The sequence below is a fragment of the Microbacterium yannicii genome, assembly GCF_024055635.1.
Taxonomy (GTDB): domain Bacteria; phylum Actinomycetota; class Actinomycetes; order Actinomycetales; family Microbacteriaceae; genus Microbacterium; species Microbacterium yannicii.
In genome coordinates, this window is record NZ_JAMXMB010000006.1 from 278,964 (window position 1) to 303,660 (window position 24,697).

Genomic DNA, 24,697 nt, shown 5'->3' on the forward strand with positions numbered 1-24,697 from the left:
GCACGACTCGACTGACTGCGTGCGAAGGTGGGTCCTGCTGCGCGCCGTTCAGGTGTCCACAGGGCTCGGCGCTTCGGTGGGGCTATCCGCGCCGATGCCATCGGTGAACGGCGACTGCCAGCATGGCGCTTGCGATGCCAACGAGCAGTACTGGAGTGTGGAGGATCAGCGTCGCGGATACCCCAGCCATCGCCGCCACGAGCAGTGCGTCGAGGGCCCAGATGAGTCGGATCGCCGCCCCTAGGTCGCCCATTGGGGTGGGGATGGGTGCGAGGAGGGCAGGTTGGAGTGGGCCTTTGAGGGCGTTGCTGACTCTTGCGACCAGGGTGAGGAGTCCGAGAGTCAATGCGCTCAGGAGTGGTGGGATGACTGCGATTCCCGTGGTGGCCGCGCATACCAAGACGGTGGCTACTAGGACGATCGCGGTCATGGTCACTGGGAAGAGCAGGTGATTTGTCAAGAGGTGCGCGTCGCTGATCCCATACAGCGGGAGGTCTGATGCGACGTAGGCGGCGTGGCGCAACCCGTCGGTGAGGGGTCCGAGTCCCGTGAACAGAAGCACGCCGGCCCCGGCCCCGAGAAGGAGGCTGGGTGCTGTGGGCGCGAATGCAAGCACGATGAGCGCACCCGCGCCGATGAGGGCAAGGATGCCAGCGATCAAGCGGCCCGGTGTGCGCGTCGCTCCGACGGCGTCGCGGATGAAGAACGTCACGGATAGCCGATTCATCGGTCGAACCGCGCGAAGACGGCGGCCCCGGTGTGGTCTTCCCTGGTAGATGGCGGCGGCGGTGCTGAAGTCCATGCCGGCGGCGTGAATCGTGACGGAATCCCAACGCGCCGCCTGCGCTGCGAGTTCTGCGTGACTGAGTCGGTTCATCACCGTCGGGAGCGAGGCGGCGAGTGCGATGGCCAGCGCGCATACCGTAGCGGCGGCGGACATTGAACCGACACCCGGGTAAGCGAGGGCAACCCCTCCCCAGGGGCTGAACGGTCGTGTACTGGGGAAAGTCGCGGTGGCTGCGCCGAGTGCCAGCGAGCCAAGGGCCAGTGGGATGGCGGCTCGGGAAAAAGCTTGGCCGATGAGCCAGAAGGCGGTTGTGATGATTCCGACTGCCGCTCCGACCGCGGTGAACGCCAGCGCGTGAAGCGGCTCAGCCAGGCCTCGGCTTACAAGGCTGCTCGCAACGACGGCCGCCGCGATCGTCGTCGACGCCGTCACCATGGCGCCGGCGCGCAGCACCGGGCCGGCGAAGGTGTCCGATCGGGGCAGGTCGATCGTCGCCAGCGCATGGGTGAGAAACGGGGGACGCAGGGCGGGGCCACGTTCGCGACCCAGCAGCAGTGCCCCCGCCCAAACGCACGCAACAACGAGCGCGGTCACTGCCGGCGCCGCAGGGGACGCGAACAGGGCAGCCCCTTCCATGCTGGACGCGCTCAACCACACAGCGCGCGCAACGGGCGCCGCGACCAAAAGCGCGACCATGAAAAACATGTAGACCAGGTAGCCGCGGTCGCCGGCGGTGCGAGCGCTACGTGCGCGCCATACACGAATCGCAGCTTCCGAGCGCGTGCTCATGCCGCGGCACCCAGCCAAACGGTCTGTCCGCCCACCCCGTCCGCAAGCGCTGAGCTGTGCGTGGCGAGCACCAGCGTTACGCCCCGCTCGCGACGAGCGCGCAAGACGCGGGCCACCGACTCAACATGCTCAGGATCCAGCCGTTGCTCCGGTTCATCGAGGATCAACACTTCGAAAGGGCGGGCAAGGGTCATCGCGAGACCAAACAACTGCGTCTGACCAGAAGAGAGCTCGTGCGGGAAACGCTCGCTCAGCCCGCTGAGCCCAAGCTCCGCCAGCACGTCACGTGTGGTCGCGACCGCCAACCTCGGTGCGCGCGCCCACGTAGTCGCGACCAGCAGGACATGGTCATGGAGGGTGAGGTCAGGCGCCATCGGCGGCAGCCCAATCATCGCCGCGACCCGTCGCCGGAACTCAAGATCCCGCTCACCCACGTCAGCACCCCCGATGCGTACGAGCCCCGCCGTCGGCTTCCGGACACCGGCAAGCACTCGCAAGAAGGTCGATTTCCCCGCCCCGTTCGGACCTCGCACGATCAGAGCATCACCGCGCCGCGCCCTCACCGAGACGGCAGCCAGAAGCGTCACGTCACCTATCGTCACGCAGACGTCGTCCATCTCGATCATGAACCCACTCTCCCAGAGACCGCATACCCGCAACTCGACAAGCCGCCCGCGCGGCGGCCTTGTGCGAGCAACGGGGAGTTGACGTTGCAGTACGACAGCCCAGTCGGGTGTTCGCTCGAGCCCCAGCCTCATGCTGATCCCCGAGCGGGGCCGGCCTTGTCGGCGCGCGACTTAGGTGCGTGTGGCCACGAACACCAACTCCAGTCCGGGACGATCGGGAGCCTCGCGCACTTCATCGACGGTGAAACCGGCGTCAGCGAGGGTCGTCTCGATATCGTCCCGCTTGCGGAACCGCAACGTCGACGAGGTGGGCACTATCGTCCGGTCAGGAAGAGTGATCGCCCCCTCGAACGTGACGAATTCACCTTCCACCCGAGTGACCTCCGCAAACGATTCAATGACGCCAACGCCGGCAATCTCCACCTGCCGCGGGGACCAGTCGCGGCTCCAGTCCTCCCACACCCGACGCGCTGGATCGCGCGACTCGAACACTAGTCGCCCGCCCGGACGCAACGCGGCGTGGATGCCGCGAAGCGTCGCGGTCCAATCGGCGTCTGTCAAGAAGACCTGCGCCACGTTTGCCGTCATCGTCGCGAGATCGACCTGCAACGCGGGCAGCGAGGTCGCGTCGCCGTGGAGGAAACGCACGCGGTCGGCCCCAGGCTTGGACCGGGCTACGGTGATGGACGCGCCGGCCGGGTCCACACCGACAACCTCATACCCACGCTCAGCGAGCATCAGAGCGAACACTCCTGTCCCGCAGCCGACGTCCAGGACCCGTTGCGCACCGAACTCGTCCGCGATCGAAACGTAAGAGTCGAGGTCGGGCCGGTCGGGATCCAACGGATCGTAGAGCCGCGCGAGCCGAGGATCGTCGAAGACGGCGTCAGGCACGTCGACAGCCTAAGCACAGGCCTCTCGCTGGCCAACCACCCGGACAACCAGCGTCCGCGCACGATCCCTCACCGCGCCGTGAACGAAGGCGGCTTCCTCTTCGGGCCTTCGCGCGCCCGCGAAGTCGTCGACGACCGGGACCACGATTAGGTCGCCGCGCAGGGATTCCCGTATTCGCCCGTCCCCCGACGGACTGATCGGTTTCTAAATTCGAACCCACCCAGGCTTGTCCAGCGCACTCCGGCCCATGCTCAGCGAGCTGTTTGAGCACACACCTCACACCCCTGGGCCGCCCGCCGACGCATCCCACCACGTTGGCTCCCCCAAAGTCCTGGATCGACACGCTCGGACCGTACACAGGGATCCACTGCGAACGCGCTGGGTGCGGGAGACTAGGCGTCGTGTCCACCCGATTCCCCGACCCGGCACAGGACGCCGACCACGACGATGCCGAGCGAGTCTTCGCGGACGCGGGCTGGAGACTTCTCGGCGCCGGAGACTGGGCGATCGCCCTGCTTTCACCGGACGGCCAGGCGGTCGCGCGCATCAGCCCGTTCGACCCCGCCGGCCGGTACACCGCCGAGCTGTACTTCCGCGCGAAGCACACGCTACTGGTGCCACGGCTGTACACGCATCGGCGACTGACCGGGGGCGGCGATCTCATGGTCATGGAGCGCCTGCATCCTGTGGACCCGTCGGATGCCGCCGGACTGCACCGCCTCATTCGGGAGGAAGACGAGAGTGTCGCCGAGCTGAGCGGCATCCTGCGCGCCATCCACGGGCGCGCTCTCGCGGAGTTACCCTGGTGCGGCCCAATCGATGAGAACCCGTCAAATGTCATGCGCGGATCTGACGGCCGCCTCGTGCTGATCGACCCGTTCTACGCGGACGGTCCAGCACTCTATGCCGCTGCCGAGTCGGATCCGGACGCCCTGGTCGCACGCATCCCTGAGGATGAGCGTCGATTCATGACCGAGATCCCGCTCGAATCGTCCGGGCCGTGGGCTGCAGCCGACCGGCAGACAATGCGCGCCCGCCTGGCTGCAGCAGATGCTCGGCGCCGACTCGCGCGCCGCTGACCACCGAGTAGCCGCCGACCTACGGCGGCGGATAACGGCAGCGGCCGGCTCGCAGGCCACCCATCACGATCCACATCCGCTCGACGTACGGAAGCGAGTCGCTCAGCATGCAATCGGGAGGGAACCTCGCAGGATCAGAAGTTGTCGGTTCCTTCGCTATCGAGAGGCGCACAACCGTGCCGATGTTGAAGCTGACCGATGTGTCCCTGAGCATTGAGGAACACAGTCCGTCTATTGGGGCTTTAGGGCGGCCAGGCATGGCGAGGGCCACCGACGGATCGATCCGACTGGATCTCGTACACGCGCAAGTGTCCTAGTCGGCGCGCACGTGGCCAATCGACTTGCTACCAAGCTGGGCGGGCGAGAAGACATCCCAGCAGCATCGATGCGGCGAGCGGTATGAAGCCGCCCAGCAGCGAGCCGAATGGAACGTCGCGTCTCAGGGGGCGGTGGGCCCGAGCGTCGTCAGTCGGAGGCGGCCAGCGATCCAGTCCTTGATCGCTGCGATCGTCCGAACCGCTCCAGGATGGGTCGGTTCGTCGATGTGTCCGTGGTCGGAGTCAAGTTCGAGGCGGTAGTGCGAATTGACGCCGGCCGCCAGCAACGTGGCGTGGAACTCCTCCGCCGACGGGCGCATTGCATCGAATTCGCAGGCGACGATCAGTGTGTCGGGGAAGCCGGTGCCGTCGCCGAGGCCAGGGAAGGCGTCCGGGTTCTTGAGCGCCGCACGGGAGCCCGCGTAGTTGATCGAGATCTCGAGGGTGCGGTCATCGACGGTCTCGAGGCTTTGCGTGGGTTGGAAGCTGTTGGGATGGAGTGCGGGGTAAACCAGCACCAGTCCCGCCGGCTCCATTCCCGGACGCGCTGAGCCTCGCCGCACCGCGCTGGCGGCCAGCGTCGCGCCCGCGCTGGCTCCGCCGACGTAAAGGCTGTGCGCATCGACTCCCAGCAACGTCTCGGCTTCTCGGACCGCGTACTCCCAGGCGCTCATGACGTCGTCGGACGGCACCGGATAGTGCACTCCTCGCAGACACTTGGTGTAGTCGATCGACAACACGGGTACACCGCTGGCCGCCAGTTCGAGCGACACCCAGTTCGCTTCCGGCATGTCGAGGTGGCCACCGAGGAAGGCTCCCCCGTGTGCCCAGACCAACCCTGCTCCACTCGGCTCGGCAGTCGGGTCCACGTAGGCGCGCGCCGCGAGCGTTCGACCAGCCAGCCTAGGGATCGTGACATCGCTCAGCACAACGTCCGCGAGATGCGGAAAGCGGCGGATCAGCGATCGCGTGTCGGTGTCGCTGCGCGGGTCGGCGGGCTCGCCATGCTCGGCGAGCCAATCGAGCTTGTCGTCGATGCTGAGCGCGCGGAACGCCTCGGACGTCATCTGGCCGGAAGTGGTCCCGTGATCATTCATGGTGCTACCGGCTGCATGCGGGGCGATCACGACGTCCACGCGGCGTCGAGGTCGGCTAGCACCTGGTCGACGTCCTTCTGGCCCGTGAGCAGCGCCTGCACGTCGGTGCCGAGCACGTTGAACACCGCCGGTGGCCAGACGTTGACAGGGAGGGTGGTGTAACTTCCCGCCTCCAGCAGATCAGCGACGGCAGCGTAGGCGGTGCCGCCGAGGTCGACGTCGGCGATGCCGGTGATGGGAAGGGATCCGGCGAGTTCGGCGTACTCCTGGGCCTGCTCTGGCTCGGCGAGCCAGTTCAGGTAGGCCTGTGCCGCGTCCTTCCGATCGCTCGCAGCGCTGATCGCCAGCGCGTAGTCCGAGCTGGCAAAGATGAAGGGTGCGCCGCCAGTGGGCATGGGTGCCGCTTCGACCACGAGCTGCGCGTCCGGCAGCGCCGGGCCGAGCTGTGCGATCACTCCGCCGGGAAGGAACGCGCCGAGAGACGCGCCCTGGCCGATCCCGCCCGTGATCGCTTCGAATCCAGCGCCTTCGGCGCCCGGCTGGAAGCAGCCGACGGCCTGCATGTCGAGGATGAGCTGGAGAGTGTTCTGCCACCCGGAGGTGGACGCGAACGTCGTCTCGCCTGAGGCGCGCTTCTCATCCCATTCGGGGTCCTGCGAGTACACCTGGCCAGCGGCCAGGCTGATCGCGGTCAGGCCAGCGTTGATGGGCACGCGTCCGGCCATCGCGTAGAGGGACACGCCATCCGCGTTGAGCGCCGGGCAGACGCCGAGCATCTCGTCGGTCGTGGTCGGATAGGTGACACCGGCGGCACTGTCGAAGATCGTGCCGGTGACACCGAAGTCAGTGGGCTGACCGAACATCTCGTCATCGACAAAGAACTGCGGGCGGTTCGCGTCGCCCACGAGGTCCGCGGTGGTGCCATCCAGCGCCGACACCAGACCTGCGTCGGCGAGAGGAATCAGCGAGACCGGCGTACCCGACCCGGCGGTTGCCATCACGACGTCGGAGGCGTTGCCGCTCTGCAGCTCCGTCCGCAACAGGTTGTCGTAACTGTCCGACGGAATGGCGTTCAGTGTAATCGTCACACCTTTATGCGTCTTCATGTACTTCTCGGCCATTGCCGCGTACGGGCTGTTCTCAGCCACTGGGTAGGACAGCGAGAAGTCGTCCGACGACTCTTGCGCACCGGAGTTCGCACAACCGGTCAGCCCGACCGCGATCGCGGCAGCGCCGAGGACGCCGACGGCGACCCCGCGCCGAAGAAATGTGGATGTCATGTCGAGTGTCGACCTCACTGTCGCTGGCCTCCCCCGTGGAAGCTCTCTGGCATGACTATAAACCGAATCCAAATTCGGATTCAAGCCTTTCGCAACTTCGACTCGATCACCTCAGCAAGAGGATGACGCTGCGCCCCAACTGCTCCTCGAACCGCGACTCCTCCATCGCACCGGCGCTGGCAGGCATCGCGGCGGACTCGTCCTGCCAATGACGGGTCGAAGCGAACATCACCTCGAACACCCACCCCAGCCATGCCGTGTCGACGGACGAAGCGCCTGCGCCCAGCGCGCGCGCCAGCGCGGCGACGACGGCGGCTCGGGTCTCCGCGAAGACCTCGGGGCCCGCCGACGCCATTTCGGGATCCTCCGACACCAGCGCCTGGAGCGCCCCGATAATCGCGACATTCTGGACCAGCTCGGCGACATAAGCATGCACGAGCTGACGCAGCGACGTATCCACTTCCTCCGAGAACTCCAGAGCATCCAGACGCGCCACCATGCTCGTCCGCATCCGCTCGAGCTCTTCCCGATGGACGACCCGCAACAGGTTGGCGCGACTTCCCACCCGACCGTAGATCGTGCCGACCGACACGCCCGCCAGCGCGCTGACATCGGCGATCAGCACCCCCTTGGGACCCTTCTCCGAGAGCAACTGCACCGTCGCGGCCCGGACGCGGGCGAACGACTCGCGACTGCGGCCCTGCTGCGGGGCGGCGACGCCTTCGATCTCCACTGCACTCTTCACCACAGCCGCGACCGTACCATTCGCCTGCGGCACAGAGTACCCGGCGCTGCCGGAGCAGATTGAGTCCGGTGCTTGCCGCGCGCAAGCACCGGACCGACCCATCCGCGCCGCGAAGGCGTGCGCCTCCCCTCGCTCGAGACGCCTCGTCAGAGCCATGTCTCGGTCGCGTCGCTGGCCCATGATGGGTTCGCGTTGATCGAGCTAGCGTCAAATCCACCGAGCTGAGACGCCGCGCGCCACGAGGACACGAGTTCGTCAGACACCTCTACGAGCGTCGGAGTCGTCACATTCACACGCGCGGTAGCGCGCCGAATCAGAAACCTTCCGGCACCCAAGCCTGCGTTGTACAGTGCGCGCTCGCGGCGATGGCGGTGACTGCATAGCGCGAGCCAACCGACGCTGCTCCCACGCACGCGGAGGTCTCTGAGCGTACGGATGCCGGTCCTCGAACGCACGCATGCCGGGTCACCTAAGCCGTATCCCTCACTCGCCTCAGGCGGATACCGATGCCGGATTTGGGTGGATGACTTCGGGCGACGACAGTCGCCTTGGCTCGGCGGCCGGTACCTTTGCGCTATGACGGAGCGCGCTGAGAACCTTGCCCCAGTGCCGGGTGATCAGACACTCCCCGCGGAGCGGCTGAAGGCGTTCGCGGATGCCGTCGTGGCGATCGCCATGACGTTGCTGATCCTGCCCTTGATGGAGAGCGTCGGCGATGCAGCTGCGGACGGACTGGCGACGATCGAGTGGCTGAACGAGAACGCGGGTCAGCTGTTCAGCTTCGCGCTCAGTTTCTTGCTCATCGCCAACTTCTGGCTCACCCATCACCGCCTGTTCGCCGGCATCCATCGGGTGACCGCCGGGCTGCTCTGGCTCACCATCGCGTGGATGTTCACCATCGTTTGGCTGCCGATTGCAACGGCTCTGCTCGGGCAGTTGGAAGAGGATGCCGGGCAGAAGGTGCTCTACATCGGCACGCTTGCGATGACGAGCCTCGTGATGCTGCTCATCCGCCTCTACGTGTTGCGGCATCCGGCGTTGCACGACATCCCCCGACCGCGCCTCCGGAGCGGGCTCGTCGCCGATGTCGTGATGCTGGCGCTCTTCCTTCTCGCGCTTGCGGTCGCTGTGCTGTTCCCGGCGGTGGGCTACTGGGCGATGTTCCTGCTCCTGCTCGTGGCGCCGCTGCATCGGCTGCTCGTGCGCCAAGAGTGACAGGCAAGAAGGTCGCTATGCCGGACACAAGGTTGCCGAGCGCGACAGTCTGTGTCTTGCGAGGGTCCGCTTGCGGGCGGGTGGCAACGGCTCGTGGCGACCAGCTCGACACGGTTCGCGAAGCGCTCGTTGGCGAACCTGGATCGCTTCAGGACACGGTCCAGCCGATGACCCGCAGCACGTCGCGCGCCGCGTCCTCCTCGCTACGGTGATGCGTGGAGACCAGGACGTCGCGGATCTGCTCCAGATCGGTCCGTTCGGCATGGTGGTCTACCCGAGCGCGAAGTGACGACCGCCACTCGTCCGTCGGTTCCCGCTGGGTGACCCTCGCTTTGAGCTCGTCGATGGGGGCAGTCAACTCGCACACGACGAAAGACGCTGCTGGGACCGCGGCGCGTAGTTGCTCGAGTCGCTCGGCGTCGGCGATGACGGTGGGGATGATCACGCGGATGTCGGGCACCTGCGCGTAGTTCGGCCAGATTGCTGCGAGGTTGGCGAGCCAGAAGTCGCGACGCGGCGACGGGAAGATGAGGTTCAGTTCGTCGACATCGATGACGGCGTGGGCGACGCCGTCGGCCCGGAGTTGCTCGGAGATCGTCCGAGCCAGTGTCGTCTTTCCTGAGCCAGGTGAGCCGTGCAGGATCAGGACGTGCGCGGAATTCACTCGGCGACCATACCAACACCCAAGCGGGACGCTCCTGCAGCGGACCCAAGGAAGTCCACCCTCACGTCGACCCGGCGCGAGGTCTGGTCGGTCAGCCCACGCCGAACGGAGGTGGGTCGTTAGGCACACAGTTGCCCGCAGCGAGCAGTCAGCTACGTCCGTGGTGGCCACGCGACGTTGCTTCCTCCGATCGCAATCGCAGGAAGATCCAGGTCCGGACGGCCAAGCCGACGCCGAGGATACAGACGAGAGCTGCGAGGACGACCAAAACTCCCGCAGGCCACTGGAAAAGGAAGCCGTAGACGAGGCAAGCGCCGGCGCCGAGAAAGACCAGCGCGCTCACAACGATGAACACGAGGAGCTTGCCCCGCGCCTCGGGAAAGCTCCTTGGAACCGTGACATCGCGCATGGCGCCAGTATCAACCGGCACCATGCTCCTGTCCATCTCCGCCTCGCAGCGCCTCCGCGTCCGGGCGCGCATGAATTCAGCGGGTGCGTACGACGGTCGGCCAGCGGGCGGGCTGCGAGTGCTCAGCATCATTCGCAGAGCGTGGTGTGGCTAGATCCCCTGGCGGTGGTGGTGCAGTTCGTCCAACCGGTGGTGAAGCTGTGTCGCGTTCCCTGGGCGCAGCTGGCGGAGCGTCGAGTTGTAGATGGCCTCAGCCGCCGCTTCGCCCAGGTTGAGCAGCTCGCCCAGTCGGGCAACGGCATCCTCATCCGTGTTCGATGCGGCGATTGCGGCAGTGACTTCAGCGAATGCCCCGGCGGCGGCGAGAACGCCCCGAACGCGAGCAACCTCCTCATCGACGGCCCGGCGGCGATCGTCGGGTGTGGGCTGTGACCGCCGCCGCTGCTGTCGGTGAGAGCCAAGCAGCTCCCGCGAGAGATGCACGTTGAGGGCCGTCTCGGTACGCACGCCGAGGCTGACCAACACGGCGTGCAGATCGTGGGCGCCGGGCTCGAGGCGTTCCCACGCAGTCGGCATGATCGCCACGCTCACGCGTGCGTACTCTCCCGGATCCAGCGGGACCGCCGTGCGCTGAGCGGAGTCCGCCCAGCCGAAGTGAAACGTCGTCTCGCCGGGTTCGGTGAACACGCCGACGACGTGAAATCCGTCACCGTTGGGGATCCAGCGGTCCGAGCCGGTGTTGACGATGTCGACGGCGAAACCGTCGGCGCCGGAAGCACCTTGCATGAGCGTCGGCCAGCGCAACGCGAGGCCCTGCCTGCGTTGCGCCCGGCTTGGGCGCAACGTCATCGTCTCCGGATGCACACGGACCGTGGCGTCGGATGACACGAACTGGACGTGGGCGACGCGCCACACAGTCGCCTCGGGGTCAACAGGCGCGCCGATGAGGATTTGGTCGGACTGGTGTCGCTTGAGGACGCGCCAACCATCCGGTGGTGCACCCGCAGCGGAGGCCTCGTCCACCCGCGCGCCGATCTCGGTTGCGAGCGTGTGCAAGACGACGCCCGGCTGTTGCAGCGCCGCGCGATCGACGTCAGCGGGGCCGAGCTGGGGATCATCATCAGACACGTCCATACTCCGATCCTCACACCTGAGGCGCGTTGCGCGCCCGCGGGCCGGTCCGCATCCGGGCGCGTGTCTCATTCGCCGTCGGGCGGGCGCGAGAGGACGAAGGCTGCCGTCAGGGTTGCCGTGTTCTCGGTCAGCGCGGCGACAGCGACGTACGCCATCTGTCTGGTGTCGCCGTCGTGGACGGTGACGGTCGGCACGTGAGTCATGTGTGGGCGGTAACCGGCACGCCAGTAGTCGGGGTCGGCTGCTGCAAAGCCGGGCACGACCTCCACGCGATCTGCGAGACGCTCGTGCATGTCGTTAAGGTGCGCGGAATCCAGGAGCTGAACAGGGACAGTCCGATCGCGGCCGAACATCGCACGGCCGGCGAAGCGAACCGACATCGGTCCGTAACCGGCGCAGGCTTCTTTCACTGCCCGCGCAAGACGCACGCCGGGCTCCCCAACCACGAAGTTCGACGCCAGAGTGACGTGTGCGGGCCACTCACGACGGTCAAAGGTCATTCCGACGCCGAGTGGGTCGAAGAGCGCGACCACGACGAAGAGTTGCTGACCTACGACCTTCTGCACATATCCAGTGTTCCCGACCAGTCCCGGAAGGTGGTGCGGTAGCCGGTCCCTCACCGCGCACGACGTGACCTGCGACCCTGCCTAATCGCGACCGCGTATTCGAATGCGCTGTCCTGTCCGTGAGTTCGGACGGGACAGCGTGGTGTGCACTTCACCCGTTCGTTGCGGGTTCGAAGCACTTCCGGACGTCCATGCCGCTCTCCTTGACCTGTGCCAAGACCCTGTCAGCGTCCTTGCCCGGCTCGATGCCCATGTCAGTCAGGCACTCGCGGTACCGGATGAATGTTTCGGACTCGTACGAATGGGCGATCTGCCACTGGAAGTCGACCGGTGCGAAGTCGACATAGCACTTTTCGTAGACCGGCTCGTACTGGGCCGGGATGGCGTAGTCGTACACACTGCCGACGACGCGCGTGCCGGCAAGCTCGGCGCCGCCTTCGTTCATGCAGGCTTCCAACTTGGCGAAGGCGTCGTCGTACACCTGCTGCGTGACGACTGTGACACCCTCGGGCAGGGGTCCTGCTTCAGGGTTGCTGGGTGCTCCGCCAGACGCAGCCAACCCGCCGACTGCCACCAGACCGGCCGCGGCGACGAGCGCGCCGACGATGATCGTTCGCTTCTTCATGTCTCGCTCCTCACGAATCCACCGAGCCGAGTTGGACGCCGCTGTTGTTGTAGGCCTCGCGGTACCCGTTCTACTCGGGCATATCGGGTGGCGTGCTGATCGCCTCGGGTGTGATCGCCCGTGTCCGACGGATCCTGCCGACGGCCCACGCGGCAGCGACGAACGAGGCGATCGCGAGAGCAACTCCACCGAGAAGCAGGGGACCCCAGTTCGCCGTTGTTGCGAGCCACATCGCGCCGACGAAAATCGCGGAGGCGACCACGAGGACGATCGCAGGAGTGGTGTACCGCATGGTGGCCACTCTGCCGTGAGATGCGAAGGTCAGCAACGTCTCGCACGTAGTCCGGTCGGTGACGCGCGGTATCATCGCGGCTCCGTCACTTCCACAGGTTGGCCAACACGCCGCTTGGTGCCTGGCGATGTCGGGGGCCACTGGCATTCTGTCGCCATGACCACAGGGGAAGTGACGGTAGAGATTCTCTCTCTGGACGAAGTCGACTCACGTCATCGCGAACTTCTCGACCAGGTCGGCGTGTCGGTATCGGAGCTGCGTAGCCGTGCGTACGCCTACGAGCTGACGATCGACGAGCTTGAGGTCCTCCGCGAACTCGAGCGTCTCGAGTTCCTCGCGGGGCGATGACCGTAACCCGGTGGATCCCCTCCAGGAAGAGGCGAATGCCTTCGCACTCGATCTGATGGAACGACTCGCTCGCATTCTGCCGGTCGGTGACCTTGGGTTCACGTCGACAGCTACGAAGCTCCGCGACGGCGGCGGACGTATGTCTGTCGCCTCGGCAGCTCGCGGCGGAATTGAGCTACAGATCGACCGAACTCCTCGCCTGCAGCTCGAGGTGGACCTCGACCTAGTCATGAGCCCAACCTCCCAGCGCGCGACAGTTCTCCGTTCGGCACTCCGCGTCCGACCCTGGCAAGTGGCGCGGCCGCTGTTCACGGTCGACTACGTTCGCGACGCTGGATCCAACATCCCCGCAGCGCATTACAACGTGCACTTCGACCATGATGCGGTCACCAACGAGCTGCTTCAGACGGGCGCTGCACGCAGAGGAAAACTGCACAAGAAGCGAGCGTCGCAGGGCTTGACTCCGAGACTTGCTGACCTCCATTTCCCGGTCGGTGGGCATCGATTTCGGCCCTGCCTTGAAGATGTCATCGACATGCTCTGGGCGGAGTTCGGAATTGACATGCGCCCGACGGCGCGAGCAGCGATCGAAGAAGGGCGTCATCACTGGCGCGAGATGCAACTCCGCGCCGCGGTTACCGACAATCCGGCTGCTGCGATCGCAGAACTGCGGAAGATGGGCTACGAGGTGGTTTGGACCCGGTCGGGCATGCCTGAACCGGACCTCCGAGCGGATCGAATTCGCGCGATTTGATCGCCTAGCGGTAGCGTCGCGCTGCCGGGTCGAATGCCGCTCTCGCCCACTGAGCTTGCCAACGTGTTGCCCGCAAGTCGGTCCTCTTGCGTGCGCGACTAGGACGTCGCGTCTGCAGAGAGCGGCGGCTTGCCGACGCGCGGCGGATCGCCACGCCCCAGCGGCCGGAGAGCGCGGGCAGGCATGGACGCCTTTCACACGCGCGTGCATGGCCAAAGCAGACTCGCGCGACGCGCCTGTTCCATCGCCCTGCTCTGCTGTGTTGCGTCAGACGGCGCGATGGCCCCGCACTGTGCGACTAGGAACCAGCGGTGGACCGGCTCGGGAGCGCTTGGCTCGACGGAGCGCCACGAGAAGTGGATGGAGTCCCAGGTGAGGCTTCGTCGGTCGATGATGGTTGTGTAACCGGCTGCGCGGGAAGCGGGCTACTGATCAGTTGCGAGCGCATCGCGATCCGGGTGTTGACGTTGCCGACGCCGCGAAGCAACCTGATCAGCTCTTCGTTTCTGGCGTACTCCGGGAACCCCTGCGGAAGTGTTCGCTCCACCAGAAGCACCTCGTTTGTAATGTCGGCGCCCGCTTCATGACGAGGCACCGGAAGGCCTGCGCGACGAAAGACTCGCGTCGCCGTTCCCCACCAGGGGTCATCTGCGCGCGGGATTTCTGTCGCTCGCCGTTTCAATGTGGCGAAGTCCAGGAACGCTCCGATGGGATCGTTGCCGGCGTCCGGACTGACGATGAAGTCATACACCTGCGGGTAGATGTGTTGAAGCAGATTGGCAGTCAAGGCGTGCGTCGGGTCGAGCGGATAGACGTGCCACATCGGGTCGAGGTCGCTCGTCAGGACGAAACTGTTCAGGATGCGCTTGATTCTGCGCGGATTACGACCCGCCTGTTCTGCGAGGATCTCAACGATGATGGGATCGACCAGTGCTGTCGTTCTTGATTCCTGTGTGTAGGCGTCTATGAGTCGCCGGATGTGCTCACCGCTTGGCGGTGGAAGACGGTATGCCACCTGGATGATCTTCTCCAGATAGGCTCGCCCCGCGCGCTCGGATAGTCCGGTGGTGGACGATACCCCGTCAGCGAGCACGGACAGGTCGCAGGCCAGGACGAATATCAGGCCGGGCGCGTCGAGGTAGAGCTTCATCGCCTCACACATCCGGACGACCGTATCTTCCGCGCATCGGTCGAGATCATCGACGAAGACGATCAGGCTGCGCTTACCGCCTCCTCGAGGATCGGAGTCGACCCACTCCTGCAGCATGCCCTCAATCGAAGACCGCAGGTTGTTGCGAAGCTCATCGCTGGCACCGGCCTGCGCCCAGAATTGATCCACCAAACGGGAAGCGCCCAATAGTCGGGCGCCGATCGACGCCACAACTCGGGCGATCACTGAGACGTGCCGCTGCCGCGCGGCTTTCCGAACCCACCGTCGCAGCACCCACGGGTCCAGTTCCACCAGCACTGACTTGACCAAGCTCTCCAATGCGAGCTCGCCCTGCGCAGTCCACGCGTTGAACGGCACGGTGACGACATTGGAGTCGGTGAGTTCGGCCTCAATCAGACGCAACAGGCTGCTCTTTCCCACCCCCCAACCGCCGTCGATCGCGAGAATGAACGGGGCCGCGTGGCGTGATGCGTTGAGGATGGCGGCTAGGCGCTTGGCCGTCGCTTTCGTGCCTAGGAGATCGTCGGCGTCCATGATGACGGGCCGATCATTCAAGATGCGGTAGTCCCCTGACGCCGCGAGCTGACCATCGCGCGCCGCCCGGCCCGCGACGCTGGCGCGAAGGCGAGTCTCGGAGACGCCAGTCAGTTCGACGGCCGTCGACAGGACCATGTCTTCGTCCACCACCGCATGCATTGATGCATCGACGCCCTCTAACCGCCAGAGTTTTTCCTGACGTAGACGCTGTGCCAGTAGTTGCTTCTCTTGATCGCGAAGCGAGGCTGCTAGCTCGAAGTCCTGGTCTTCAGACGCCTTCTCCTTCTGGATGCGGACAGCGGCGATCTTGTCGTCGAGTTCACGCAGGTCTACCGGAGGATTGCTCATCGCAATCCTCAGCCGTGCGCCGGCTCGGTCGATCAAGGCCCGCGCTCGGGAGTAGAGGTCACCCTCGTCCAGGTAAGCGTCGGCAACAATCGCTGCAGCGACGACGGCCGAGTCGGTGATCTGAATCTTGTGGTGTGCTTCGTATCGATCGCGCATGCCTTTCAGCCAGGTCATCGCGTCTTCCAGGGTCGGCGGGGCGAGCGTCACCGTGTCGAACAACCCATCGAGATCACTGACGTTTCGAATTGCGCTTCGGTAACCCTCCTCGGTCAGGATGGTGACTATCCGGATCTCGCCACGAATCAGGCGCTTGCGGACCCCCGCCGCAAGCGAGTTGGGATTTTCCGTCGCCAGCGCGTGGATGTCGGGAACGAAGAATACGGATCCGGCCGCCGCCTCGTGAGTGATGGCATCCGGCAGCTTGCTCAGATCCTCCTCGCCATCAGCGGCCTCTGCACGGCCTAGGTCGAGTTCGTAGAGTTCTCGGTAGCGGGCATCGGGAGACCCATCGCGGAACTTCCTGGCAAGTGCAAGAAGGAGGGCACGGCCATCCGCGCCGGGTTCCGCCAAGATCACCGCGTTGCTGGATTCCCTTCTCGCTAAGATCACCATGATCCGCGCGATCTCGTCCTCGAAGTTGCGACCTTCTATTGTCTCGTCCCACCGGTCGGAGAGTTGCGTCAGACTGACGAGCCGACCTCCGAACGCTTGGTCCACTAGATCGCCAGCCCTGGCCGTGGCCCGGTCTTCGTACGAAGTCATGAGAGCTCGGACCACTTCACGCGTGCCATCAAGGTCGGCGCCGAGCGCTACGAGTATCTCCGCCGCTACGCCGTCGCCTTCGTGGATGAGGCCGAGCAGAATGTGCTCGGTGCCGATGTAATTGTGGCTGAGTAGCACCGCTTCGCGTAGCGAAAGCTCGAGCACCTTCTTAGCACGCGGAGTGAACGGGATGTGGCCGGTCGGCGCGTCATTCCCTTGGCCCACGATCGCTTGGACTCGCTCGCGCACAGCGTCAAGCGAGATGCCGACACTCTCAAGCGCCTGTGCGGCCACGCCGCCACCCTCGTGGATGAGGCCGAGCAGGATGTGCTCGGTGCCGATGTAATTGTGGTTGAGTGTCTTCGCCTCTTCCTGGGCGAGGACGATCACGTGACGCGCGCGGTCGGTGAATCGCTCGAACATCGGTCTCCCTGCGTTGCCGCCGAATTCGGGTCCAGTTTCCCGCAAATGCACATCAGATGGTGGCCATCAGTCGCGGGGAGGGGAGAACACATGCGCCGGCCCATATGACGCATGCCTCACAGTTCGCTTGAGCGTGGCTGGCCGTACAGTTCTGCCATGTCATCAATCGCGGATGTCGACGCTCTCCTGCGACCCGCCACGGTCCACACCAGAGCGAGCGTCTTGAGTCGCCCGTCGAGCGTTCCCGCGAAGCCCGGGCTCTACGCCTGGTACTTCGACGAAGCCCCGCCGGGTGTCTCAGTCAGTGACTGTCACGTCACCGAACACGGCGCGCTTCTATATGTGGGTATCTCGCCGGGCCGACCGCCAGCTAACGGCAAAGCGCCGAGCCGTCAGAACTTGCGCACGCGGATCCGATACCACTGTCGGGGAAATGCAGCCGGCTCCACGTTGCGCCTCACTCTTGGGTGCCACCTCGCAGCCAAACTAGGTATCGTCCTGACCCGGGTCGGGAGCGGAGACCGTCTCACGTTTACGCCCACCGGTGAAGCGCTCCTCTCCGAGTGGATGGCGAAACACGCACGCGTTGCCACCCTCGAGCATTCCGCGCCCTGGGAGCTTGAGCCTGCGGTGATCAATGCAGTGCGGGTTCCACTCAACATCGACCACAACTCCGAGCACGCGTATTACCCGGTCAACCGGGCGCTGCGAGCGGAGCACAAGGCGGGTGCTCGAGCTCGGTCAATCTGGACGCCATAAGGTCAAACCAACATCCGGATCGCCAAGTCTGGCGAGCGGATACCGGTCCGCTTCCGCTCGGCGCCCGCAGGCGGGCCGGTGTGCGGGCGGTGCTCATCGACATTCGCCTATTCGGCGGGATCGTGGTCCTGAGGTCGTGCCCCGCCGCGGCTGACGAGCTTCATCGTGTCCCTGGCGGGAGCGCCGACTCCGCATGAGCGTCAGAAGAACCTGGACGAACTCGCCGACATCGACATCTGGCTACAGGAGGCCATCGGCGAGTAGACCGGCTGCTCAGCGACGGAGTGACCGCGCGGTAAGTCGCTTCAATTTGCTTAGGGGGCGTAGGGTGCGGGCTAGAAACCTCGCTGGTGAGTGAACTCGAATCGGAGCTTTGGGACCTTGGACCGGCCGAATCAGTCGTTTGATGATGTCCTGCGCGGTGGGAGCCTTTCTGAAGGCGACGAAGCCCCCAGGGCGCCCATCCGCGGAACAGGGGCGTCAAACGGAGGTTTCGCCGTAGCAGCGTGGTCAACCGCAGCGCTGTTCTGCGCCGCCGCGGCAGCGGTGGTGCTGACCTTCTCAATTCGGGACGACGAAGCCGCTTTGACCGTGGGGCTGAGCATCGCCTTGCAGTTGCTGACGTTGGCATTTCTGATCTGCGGGGCGGCTAGCGCAGCCTCCGTGGACGGCAGTAGGTGGCCCTCGGGTGCCACGATCGCGGTCGTTGCTCTCGTCAGCATCGGCCTCCTGGCGTGGGCGTACCTGGCGGTGGCAGCTGGCTCGGCATACGTCCCTTGACGTAAATCGCATCCGCTCCGAGTCTGTTCTCGGCGATGAAGTGCTTCCCCAGCAGCCATGTCGACGGCTATGCGCGTCGGACGGGGAGCACGTAGATGGCGATGGTCACTGCGAAGACGGGTCCGATGGTCCAGACGGTAGCCGGAACTTCGACGCCATCGCAGGCGAGACTTCGAACTGCCAACTGCTCCATGCTGTGAGGAGGGCGATCAGTGCAACGGGAAGCATGAGCCAGAGTCCGATAAAAGCCGCTCCCGCGCCGCCCCAGATCGCGATGATCGTGGGTCGATTGTGCCCCGCCGACTCGTGCGCGAGCTCTGCCATCATGCGGTCATCGTATTGCGCAGGGTGATATCGGCCACTCTCGAGCTCCCTATCGTCGTGCCTCGGTCGAGCGGATAATGAGGGCATGGACGCCCCTGGGGGGTCGGCCGGGCGCGAGGGGGAAGAGCTTCAGCGCGTACGGCGACGCGCGGCTGAGGCTTCAGCGGCTGACGGGGCGCGGGAGTTGGACGTATTGCGCGCACGGGCATATGGACCAGACTCCGACATCGGGGACGACCCTGTGGCGATGGCGAGGCTCATCGAGCTCGAAGCGGCTCATGTCGCCGCCGCGACCCCCGTCGGCACTACTGCGTCTGTCGACAACGGCGCGGCCCATGACGCGCCGAGGAGCGAGAACGCCGCGGTCGGCCCAGTGGCGCCGAAAGCAGAGCCGGTGGTCCCAACGACTTCAGGCGAGCGCCCCCGGCAGAAGGAGTGGCGACTTCCGGCGCTGACGCAAAGCCGCGCGTGGTGGATGGTGGGGTCGGTCGTGAGTGTCACCGTCGTCCTCTACGCCGCTATCTGGATCCTCTCGCCGCACCCGGATGCGACGCTGCAATCGACCGCGGCCCAAACCGACTTCAGTCTCATCCAGGCGCTGACTGGAGACGTAGGCGATCCGGACATGTCCACGCTGCGCCAATTCGAGGGGTACCGCGACATGACGGTCTGGTCCGTCGAGAAGGACACCGGCGACAACTGCCTCCTCGCCTGGGACCGTGAGGGCGGTCGATTCGAATACCAGTGCCAGCCTCCCGCGATCGAGCTCGCGCTCCACATGAGGGTGTTGGCGGAGGCGGAAGACGGCTTCGGTGATTGGCTCGCGGACGGCAGCGTCATCAGCCTTCACCTGCGCCAGGACACCGTGGATGTCTTCGTTCACCCTCCCGCACCAGCCGACTGAGTCCCGCCTCAGAATGGTTCCGTCGGGACGCGGTCCCTCTATCGCAGTCAGCCACCGTGGATAGAGGGTCCTTCGAATTGCGGCGACTGCTCCTATTGCTGCTGCCGTAGCCCACGCCGTACCAGATGAGCGCTGCGACCCTGCCGGCAGCTGTGAGCCACCAGGCAAAGAGGACGAGCACGTTACCGATGATCCGGGGACGAGCGACCAGATCGCAGCGGTGTTCGTACCGGCCGCCTGATCTGCTCGACCACTCTTACAGGCGGCTGTAGAAGTCTGCACCCGCTCTGGCACCTTGAGAACGGCATGAATGCACGTTTAGCCTGCCCGGTGATACTGCGCGCTCAGGAGGCCTAAACGTTCGGCCCCAGACGTACGTTTGGTGAGGAGTCGAGTAGCGCGCTTCTCAGCAAGCTTCGGCAAAGGTTGCAGCTTCGTGAGCAGCGTCATCAGCGTCTCCCCTCCTCCTCGGACAGCGGCGCGAGCACGCGGACGACGTGGCGGCGGCCGAGCGGCTGCTCAACACCGTGGCCGCCAGGGCGCGGGAGGTTCTCGCGGAATGGCCGGCCCTCGACTCCTGAGCTCGCCTTGGCCGTAGTAGGCCGCGCGGTCTGGCAGACTTCCGGGATGCCGCACTCCGACGCCCTCGCCCGGCTCTGGCCCGCTTCTGCTGTGCGGGTACGTGCCGGCGACCTCGAACTCCGTTGGATCGACGACGACCTGCTCGTCGAGCTCTCGGAACTGGCCGGACGCGGCATCCATGATGCCGACATGATGCCGTTCGAGCATCCGTGGTCGCGAGGCTCGGCCGACGAGGTGGCCCGCAGCGTGCTGGCCTACCAGTGGGGTATCCGCAATCGGATCTCCCCCACAGCCTTCGTCCTCGAGTTGGCGGTCTTGCACGACGGGACACCCGTGGGCATCCAGGGGCTCACCGCGAAGGACTGGCCGGTGCTGCGGAATGTCACGACGGGATCGTGGCTGGGCCGCGCGCACCAAGGACGCGGAATCGGGACGAGAATGCGGATGCTGGCTCTGCATCTGGCATTCGAGGGCCTGGGTGCACGAGAGGCGATGTCAGGGGCCTTCGTGGACAACGGCGCATCGAACGCCGTCTCGGAACGCGTGGGGTACGCCCGGGGCGGCGCGTCCCACGTCGCCCGCGAGGGCGCCGCCGTGGTTCACAATCACTACGTCATGTCGCGGGAGCGCTGGGAATCCGTTCGGTCCGACCACGCCCAGCGCCTGGGCGGCACCGTCGAGCTCCACGGGGTCGAGGGGCTTCTAGCCCAGCTCGAGTCGACGCCTGGTGGCGCTGAGGCCGGACAGCACTGACCGCGGGCGCGCCATAGCGCCCGCGGTCAGCGTGATCGTCAGAGTCCGGCGGCGTCGTCGGTCGTGCTCGTGCTCCGGCGTGTCACCTGCTCGTTGACGCTCGGGTCGACGGCGGTGCGGGTCACCGTGTCCGACCGGCGGCGGCGCGCCAGCAGAACGATTCCGACGATGAAGATGACGGCTCCGGCACCCATGAGGATGTAGCCGATCATGTCGAGATTCACCCATTCGACTTCGACGTTCACTGCGAACGCGAGGATCGCTCCGATCGCGAAGAGGGCGATGCCTGCTCCAATACTCATGCGAGGTGTCCTTTCCGGGGCGCGGCGATCAGCCCTCCCCTGTCCCGGGACGCGTGGTCCCACCGCTACCCTTGCCCATCACCCGGGGTTCGATGAGGGGCTTGACAGACGCGCCATGTATCACCTCCCCCGCATTTCGTTCCTTCTCAAAGACGAGAGGCCGTGGCGTGCACCGCCCGGAGCGCGCGACGCTCTCCTGCGGACAGGAGCGGACCGTGACAACGTCGGGCAGCATCTCGCGCCGCAGCAGACTCGCGGTGAGTGCCATCGCCTGCGCCGGAATCCTCGCGGCCGCGATCGCTCTCTCCGCCTGCGGGCCGGGTGGGCCGGCCGGGGGCGGCTCCGGCAGCGAGCAGCACACCGGGGCGCCGGGCGCCGGTTCGTCGGGACCCGTGGGTCCGGCGGGGCCCGACGAACCGGGCGCGTCGGATCCGGTGCTCCCGTGGGTGCCGGCCGGCCCGGCCTCGCCGGGCGATCCGCCTCAGCAGAGCTGGTACCTGCTGCTGCGCGACGCTGATTGCGCCGGTCTGGATGCCGCGGTCCGAGACGGCTCCGGGGCGCCGCTCTGGTCGGCGGCCGAGGCGGTGTGCACGGCGGTGGCGGGTGGGGACGCCGCCGACTGGACAGAAGCGCAGGCGCAGGTGACGGCGCTCCAAGAGGCATCCGAACCACCGGCGGACGGATGCCACGCCGAGGCCGTATACCGGATGCTGCAGCGAGCGGTCGAATTCCACGCTCAGCATCCCGAGCTGCAGGACATCCGCACGGCTCCCGCGCAGGGAACGGCATGCAAGCAGGAGCTCTACGGTGTCCAGCAGCAGGAGCCGTCGGGTGGGAGCGGGTCATGCGACACTCGCTGGTTCGTGCTCGACGCGCGGGTTCTGCCGACGACCGTCCTGACGGTCGACGGCGCGGACGTGAGCCTCACCGTCGGCGAGCGCGAGCATCTGTACTTCGAGATGCCGGCGCGCGAGCCGGACGAGGTCTCGACGATCGAGGCGCGCACCGCCGCCGGTGAACTCGTGGGCACGGTGACCTACCAGCATCTCGAGGACCAGTGCAGTCCATCCGGCACCGACCCGACTCCCACCGACCCCGGAGAGCCCGAAGAGCCCGGCGAGCCCACACCCACGCCGACGGTGCCCTGATGCCTTCGGCAGACGAGGTGCGGGAGCGGTCAGAGTCCGCCGAGCCGGCCCTGGATCCGTGGTCGCGCACGCTCAAGGCCATCTCGGCCGTCGGCCCGCCGGTGACCATCGCCGCCGCCCTGCTGCTCTACTTCGGCTGGGCGCGCTCCAACGCGCAAGCCAAAGCCATGGGCCTCGACGTGAGCCTGTTCGGCTACTCCCCGCAGGACTACATGCTGCGCAGCATCAATTCGCTCTTCCTCCCCCTCACGCTGCTCACCATCGTGGCCATCGGGTGGTACGCGCTCGACCAGGCGCTTCGCGCCGCGGTCGATGCCGGAAAGGCGATCCCGGCGATCCGCCGCGGGGCGCTCATCGTCATCATCGCCGGCACCACGGGCGCGGTCGTGCTCTTCGTCATCGCCCTCACTGCGCCGGATGCCGCGCTGCCGCTTCATCCCTATCTGATCGCCGGCTGCGTGCTCTTCGCCGCGTGGGGAATGCGGATCCACCGGTACGCCCGCGCGGCGGCGGCGGCTTCTCTGATGCGGCGTCGACGGGTCCTGGAGACGACGTTCGTGACCATCCTGGTGACGCTGCTGCTCTTCTGGGGGACGGCGGACTACGCGGAGGCCGTCGGTCAGGGGCTGGCAGCCGGCTACGAGCGCAGCATAGAGACGCTGCCGCGGGCGACCGTGTACAGCGATGCGGCACTCTCGATCGCCGGCGGGGGTGTCGTCGGCGCGACGGAGGGCACCGCCGAGGCGCCGCTGTTCCGCTACACCGGCCTGCGGCTTCTCGTGGTCAGCGGAGGTCGCATCTTCTTCCTGAACGACGGATGGAATCCGCGGGACGGTCGAGTGATCGTCATGCCCGACGACGGCAGCGTGCGCTACGAGTTCCAGAACTGAGCGCCCGTCAGGGCGGATCCCGGTGACTACTGTGGAACGGTGATCACTCCGTCCCGCTCTCGCGCGGCGGGGCCGGGACTGCGGGCGTGGGCGATCTGGACGGTCGGCGTGGCGGCATATGTCCTCGCGATCACGAACCGCTCCTCATTGAGTGCGGTCGGCGTCGAGGCGGCAGCCCGATTCGACGCCGACGCCGCCACCCTCTCGCTGTTCGCGGTCGTCCAGCTCGCCGTCTACGGCGGCATGCAGATCCCGGTAGGCGTGCTTCTGGACCGCTACGGGGCACGGCCGATCATGACGATCGGGATGCTGCTGATGGCGGCCGGACAGCTCACGATGGCCGTCTCGCCCAGCGTCGGTGTCGCCATCCTCGCGCGGATGCTGCTGGGCGCCGGTGACGCCGCGGTCTTCCCAGGCGTGCTGCGCCTCATCGCCACCTGGTTCCCAGCACAGCGCGGACCGATCATGGTGCAGCTCACCGGCATCGTGGGCCAATCGGGTCAGCTCGTCGCGCTCATCCCCCTCGCCGCACTGCTCCACGCGACATCCTGGACGATCACCTTCGGCAGCATCGCGGGGCTCGGCGTGCTGTTCGCGATCCTGGTGTTCGTCCTGATCCGCAACCATCCTCCCGACCGCGACGAGGACGTGTCGGTCGACACCGACACCGGTGCGATCCGCGTCGTGACGTCCTCGGTCGACACCGGGGTCGGCATCCGTGCCGCCTGGGCGCATCCCGGCACCCGCCTCGCCTTCTGGTCGCATTTCACGACGCCGTTCGCCGGAACCGCGTTCGTGCTGCTGTGGGGCATGCCGTTCCTCACCGCGGGCGAAGGGCGCACGACCGCGCAGGCCGCGTCGATCATGTCGTTGTACGTCGTGGTGGGTATGGCGCTGGGACCGGTCATGGGCGAGATCTCGCGGCGTGTGCCGCACCTCCGCTCCCGCGCTCTGGTGCTTCCGACGGTGGCGGTGCAGGCGGTCGCGTGGCTCGCCGTGATCGCGTATCCGGGGCCGGCGCCGCTGTGGCTCCTCCTGGCGCTCGCGGTCGCCCTTGCGACCGGCGGCCCGGCGTCGATGATCGCGTTCGACCACGCGCGCACGCACAACCCGTCCCACCGGCTCAGCACCGCGACCGGGGTGACGAACGCCGGCGGCTTCCTCGCGGCGCTCCTCGCGATCCTGCTCATCGGGCTGGCGCTCGATCTGCAGGGCGCCGGCACGCCCGCGACCTACAACCTCGACGCGTTCCGCATCGCGTTCCTCATGCAGGTGCCGTTGTGGCTCATCGGCAGCGTGTTCATCGTGATCGAACGCAAGCGCACCCGCATCCGGCTGGGCATGGATCCCCCGCGGGCGCCGCGCCGTCGTCGCGTCTGATCGCCCGCGGGGA

Annotated in this window: 25 protein-coding genes; 10 read left to right on the forward strand and 15 right to left on the reverse strand. The window is 66.3% G+C overall.

Features of this window, described 5'->3' with window-relative positions; all coding sequences use genetic code 11:
• Positions 1–82: 82 nt before the first annotated feature.
• The 3 genes from NCG93_RS02890 to NCG93_RS02900 form a co-directional block, all read right to left on the reverse strand.
• Positions 83–1,576, reverse strand: coding sequence for a hypothetical protein (locus tag NCG93_RS02890; protein ID WP_194415507.1), 1,494 nt, complete (start codon positions 1,574–1,576; stop codon positions 83–85).
• Positions 1,573–2,202 (reverse strand): ABC transporter ATP-binding protein, encoded by a 630-nt coding sequence (locus NCG93_RS02895; RefSeq protein ID WP_194415505.1) that lies wholly within the window; start codon positions 2,200–2,202, stop codon positions 1,573–1,575. The genes NCG93_RS02890 and NCG93_RS02895 overlap by 4 nt, the downstream gene beginning before the upstream one ends.
• Positions 2,203–2,373: 171 nt before the next feature.
• Complete coding sequence (locus NCG93_RS02900) at positions 2,374–3,096, reverse strand: class I SAM-dependent methyltransferase (RefSeq protein WP_194415503.1); 723 nt, start codon at positions 3,094–3,096, stop codon at positions 2,374–2,376.
• Positions 3,097–3,497: 401 nt separating this feature from the next.
• On the opposite strand from NCG93_RS02900, the gene NCG93_RS02905 reads away from it, so the two are divergent.
• Entirely contained in the window at positions 3,498–4,175 is a 678-nt protein-coding gene (locus NCG93_RS02905; protein WP_194415491.1) for a hypothetical protein, read from the forward strand.
• A gap of 439 nt (positions 4,176–4,614) precedes the next feature.
• On the opposite strand, the gene NCG93_RS02910 is transcribed toward NCG93_RS02905, so the two are convergent.
• The 3 genes from NCG93_RS02910 to NCG93_RS02920 form a co-directional block, all read right to left on the reverse strand.
• Positions 4,615–5,628, reverse strand: coding sequence for an alpha/beta hydrolase (locus NCG93_RS02910; protein ID WP_252787421.1), 1,014 nt, complete (start codon positions 5,626–5,628; stop codon positions 4,615–4,617).
• Entirely contained in the window at positions 5,616–6,869 is a 1,254-nt protein-coding gene (locus NCG93_RS02915) for an ABC transporter substrate-binding protein (protein ID WP_194415490.1), read from the reverse strand. The genes NCG93_RS02910 and NCG93_RS02915 overlap by 13 nt, the downstream gene beginning before the upstream one ends.
• Positions 6,870–6,975: 106 nt before the next feature.
• Positions 6,976–7,770 carry a TetR/AcrR family transcriptional regulator gene (locus tag NCG93_RS02920; RefSeq protein WP_252787422.1) on the reverse strand — a complete coding sequence of 265 codons (795 nt, stop codon included), beginning with the start codon at positions 7,768–7,770 and terminating at the stop codon, positions 6,976–6,978.
• A gap of 420 nt (positions 7,771–8,190) precedes the next feature.
• Between NCG93_RS02920 and NCG93_RS02925 the strand changes: the two genes are divergently transcribed.
• A complete protein-coding gene (locus NCG93_RS02925; protein ID WP_194415488.1) occupies positions 8,191–8,829 on the forward strand; it encodes a TMEM175 family protein in 639 nt (212 codons plus the stop codon).
• A 148-nt stretch (positions 8,830–8,977) separates the two neighbouring features.
• Here the strand turns inward: NCG93_RS02925 and NCG93_RS02930 are convergent, their stop codons facing one another.
• The 6 genes from NCG93_RS02930 to NCG93_RS02955 form a co-directional block, all read right to left on the reverse strand.
• The gene (locus NCG93_RS02930) at positions 8,978–9,493 is read right to left on the reverse strand and encodes an AAA family ATPase (protein WP_194415487.1); all 516 of its coding nucleotides are present in this window, start codon (positions 9,491–9,493) and stop codon (positions 8,978–8,980) included.
• 148 nt (positions 9,494–9,641) lie between these two features.
• Positions 9,642–9,902, reverse strand: a complete 261-nt coding sequence (locus NCG93_RS02935; RefSeq protein WP_194415486.1) for a hypothetical protein — start codon at positions 9,900–9,902, stop codon at positions 9,642–9,644.
• Positions 9,903–10,052: 150 nt separating this feature from the next.
• Complete coding sequence (locus tag NCG93_RS02940) at positions 10,053–11,036, reverse strand: hypothetical protein (protein ID WP_194415485.1); 984 nt, start codon at positions 11,034–11,036, stop codon at positions 10,053–10,055.
• A 65-nt stretch (positions 11,037–11,101) separates the two neighbouring features.
• The gene (locus NCG93_RS02945) at positions 11,102–11,602 is read right to left on the reverse strand and encodes a 2'-5' RNA ligase family protein (RefSeq protein WP_194415484.1); all 501 of its coding nucleotides are present in this window, start codon (positions 11,600–11,602) and stop codon (positions 11,102–11,104) included.
• A gap of 151 nt (positions 11,603–11,753) precedes the next feature.
• Entirely contained in the window at positions 11,754–12,227 is a 474-nt protein-coding gene (locus NCG93_RS02950) for a hypothetical protein (RefSeq protein WP_194415483.1), read from the reverse strand.
• A gap of 70 nt (positions 12,228–12,297) precedes the next feature.
• Positions 12,298–12,519 (reverse strand): hypothetical protein, encoded by a 222-nt coding sequence (locus tag NCG93_RS02955; protein ID WP_194415482.1) that lies wholly within the window; start codon positions 12,517–12,519, stop codon positions 12,298–12,300.
• A 156-nt stretch (positions 12,520–12,675) separates the two neighbouring features.
• On the opposite strand from NCG93_RS02955, the gene NCG93_RS02960 reads away from it, so the two are divergent.
• Positions 12,676–12,867, forward strand: coding sequence for an SNF7 family protein (locus NCG93_RS02960; RefSeq protein WP_194415481.1), 192 nt, complete (start codon positions 12,676–12,678; stop codon positions 12,865–12,867).
• A gap of 10 nt (positions 12,868–12,877) precedes the next feature.
• On the forward strand, positions 12,878–13,621 hold the full coding sequence (locus tag NCG93_RS02965; protein ID WP_194415480.1) for a hypothetical protein: 744 nt from the start codon (positions 12,878–12,880) through the stop codon (positions 13,619–13,621).
• A 298-nt stretch (positions 13,622–13,919) separates the two neighbouring features.
• Here NCG93_RS02965 and NCG93_RS02970 read toward each other — a convergent pair whose 3' ends face one another.
• Positions 13,920–16,862, reverse strand: a complete 2,943-nt coding sequence (locus NCG93_RS02970; RefSeq protein WP_194415479.1) for a Clp protease N-terminal domain-containing protein — start codon at positions 16,860–16,862, stop codon at positions 13,920–13,922.
• A gap of 156 nt (positions 16,863–17,018) precedes the next feature.
• Here NCG93_RS02970 and NCG93_RS20440 point away from each other — a divergent pair, with 156 nt between their 5' ends.
• A complete protein-coding gene (locus NCG93_RS20440; protein ID WP_372495936.1) occupies positions 17,019–17,621 on the forward strand; it encodes a GIY-YIG nuclease family protein in 603 nt (200 codons plus the stop codon).
• Positions 17,622–18,506: 885 nt separating this feature from the next.
• Here NCG93_RS20440 and NCG93_RS02975 read toward each other — a convergent pair.
• Positions 18,507–18,728, reverse strand: coding sequence for a hypothetical protein (locus tag NCG93_RS02975; protein ID WP_194415478.1), 222 nt, complete (start codon positions 18,726–18,728; stop codon positions 18,507–18,509).
• Positions 18,729–18,972: 244 nt separating this feature from the next.
• On the opposite strand from NCG93_RS02975, the gene NCG93_RS02980 reads away from it, so the two are divergent.
• Positions 18,973–19,629 (forward strand): hypothetical protein, encoded by a 657-nt coding sequence (locus tag NCG93_RS02980; protein ID WP_194415477.1) that lies wholly within the window; start codon positions 18,973–18,975, stop codon positions 19,627–19,629.
• A gap of 627 nt (positions 19,630–20,256) precedes the next feature.
• The gene (locus NCG93_RS02985; protein ID WP_194415476.1) at positions 20,257–20,964 is read left to right on the forward strand and encodes a GNAT family N-acetyltransferase; all 708 of its coding nucleotides are present in this window, start codon (positions 20,257–20,259) and stop codon (positions 20,962–20,964) included.
• A 38-nt stretch (positions 20,965–21,002) separates the two neighbouring features.
• Here NCG93_RS02985 and NCG93_RS02990 read toward each other — a convergent pair whose 3' ends face one another.
• A complete protein-coding gene (locus NCG93_RS02990; protein WP_194415475.1) occupies positions 21,003–21,266 on the reverse strand; it encodes a DUF6458 family protein in 264 nt (87 codons plus the stop codon).
• Between the two features lie 215 nt (positions 21,267–21,481).
• Between NCG93_RS02990 and NCG93_RS02995 the strand changes: the two genes are divergently transcribed.
• From NCG93_RS02995 to NCG93_RS03005, 3 genes are read left to right on the forward strand one after another with little or no spacing between them, the layout of a single operon-like run.
• Positions 21,482–22,414 (forward strand): hypothetical protein, encoded by a 933-nt coding sequence (locus tag NCG93_RS02995; protein ID WP_194415474.1) that lies wholly within the window; start codon positions 21,482–21,484, stop codon positions 22,412–22,414.
• Positions 22,414–23,304, forward strand: a complete 891-nt coding sequence (locus tag NCG93_RS03000; protein WP_194415473.1) for a hypothetical protein — start codon at positions 22,414–22,416, stop codon at positions 23,302–23,304. The genes NCG93_RS02995 and NCG93_RS03000 overlap by 1 nt, the downstream gene beginning before the upstream one ends.
• A 39-nt stretch (positions 23,305–23,343) precedes the next feature.
• Positions 23,344–24,684: an MFS transporter gene (locus NCG93_RS03005; protein WP_194415472.1), complete on the forward strand. Its 1,341-nt coding sequence runs from the start codon at positions 23,344–23,346 to the stop codon at positions 24,682–24,684.
• The last annotated feature ends 13 nt before the right edge of the window (positions 24,685–24,697 follow it).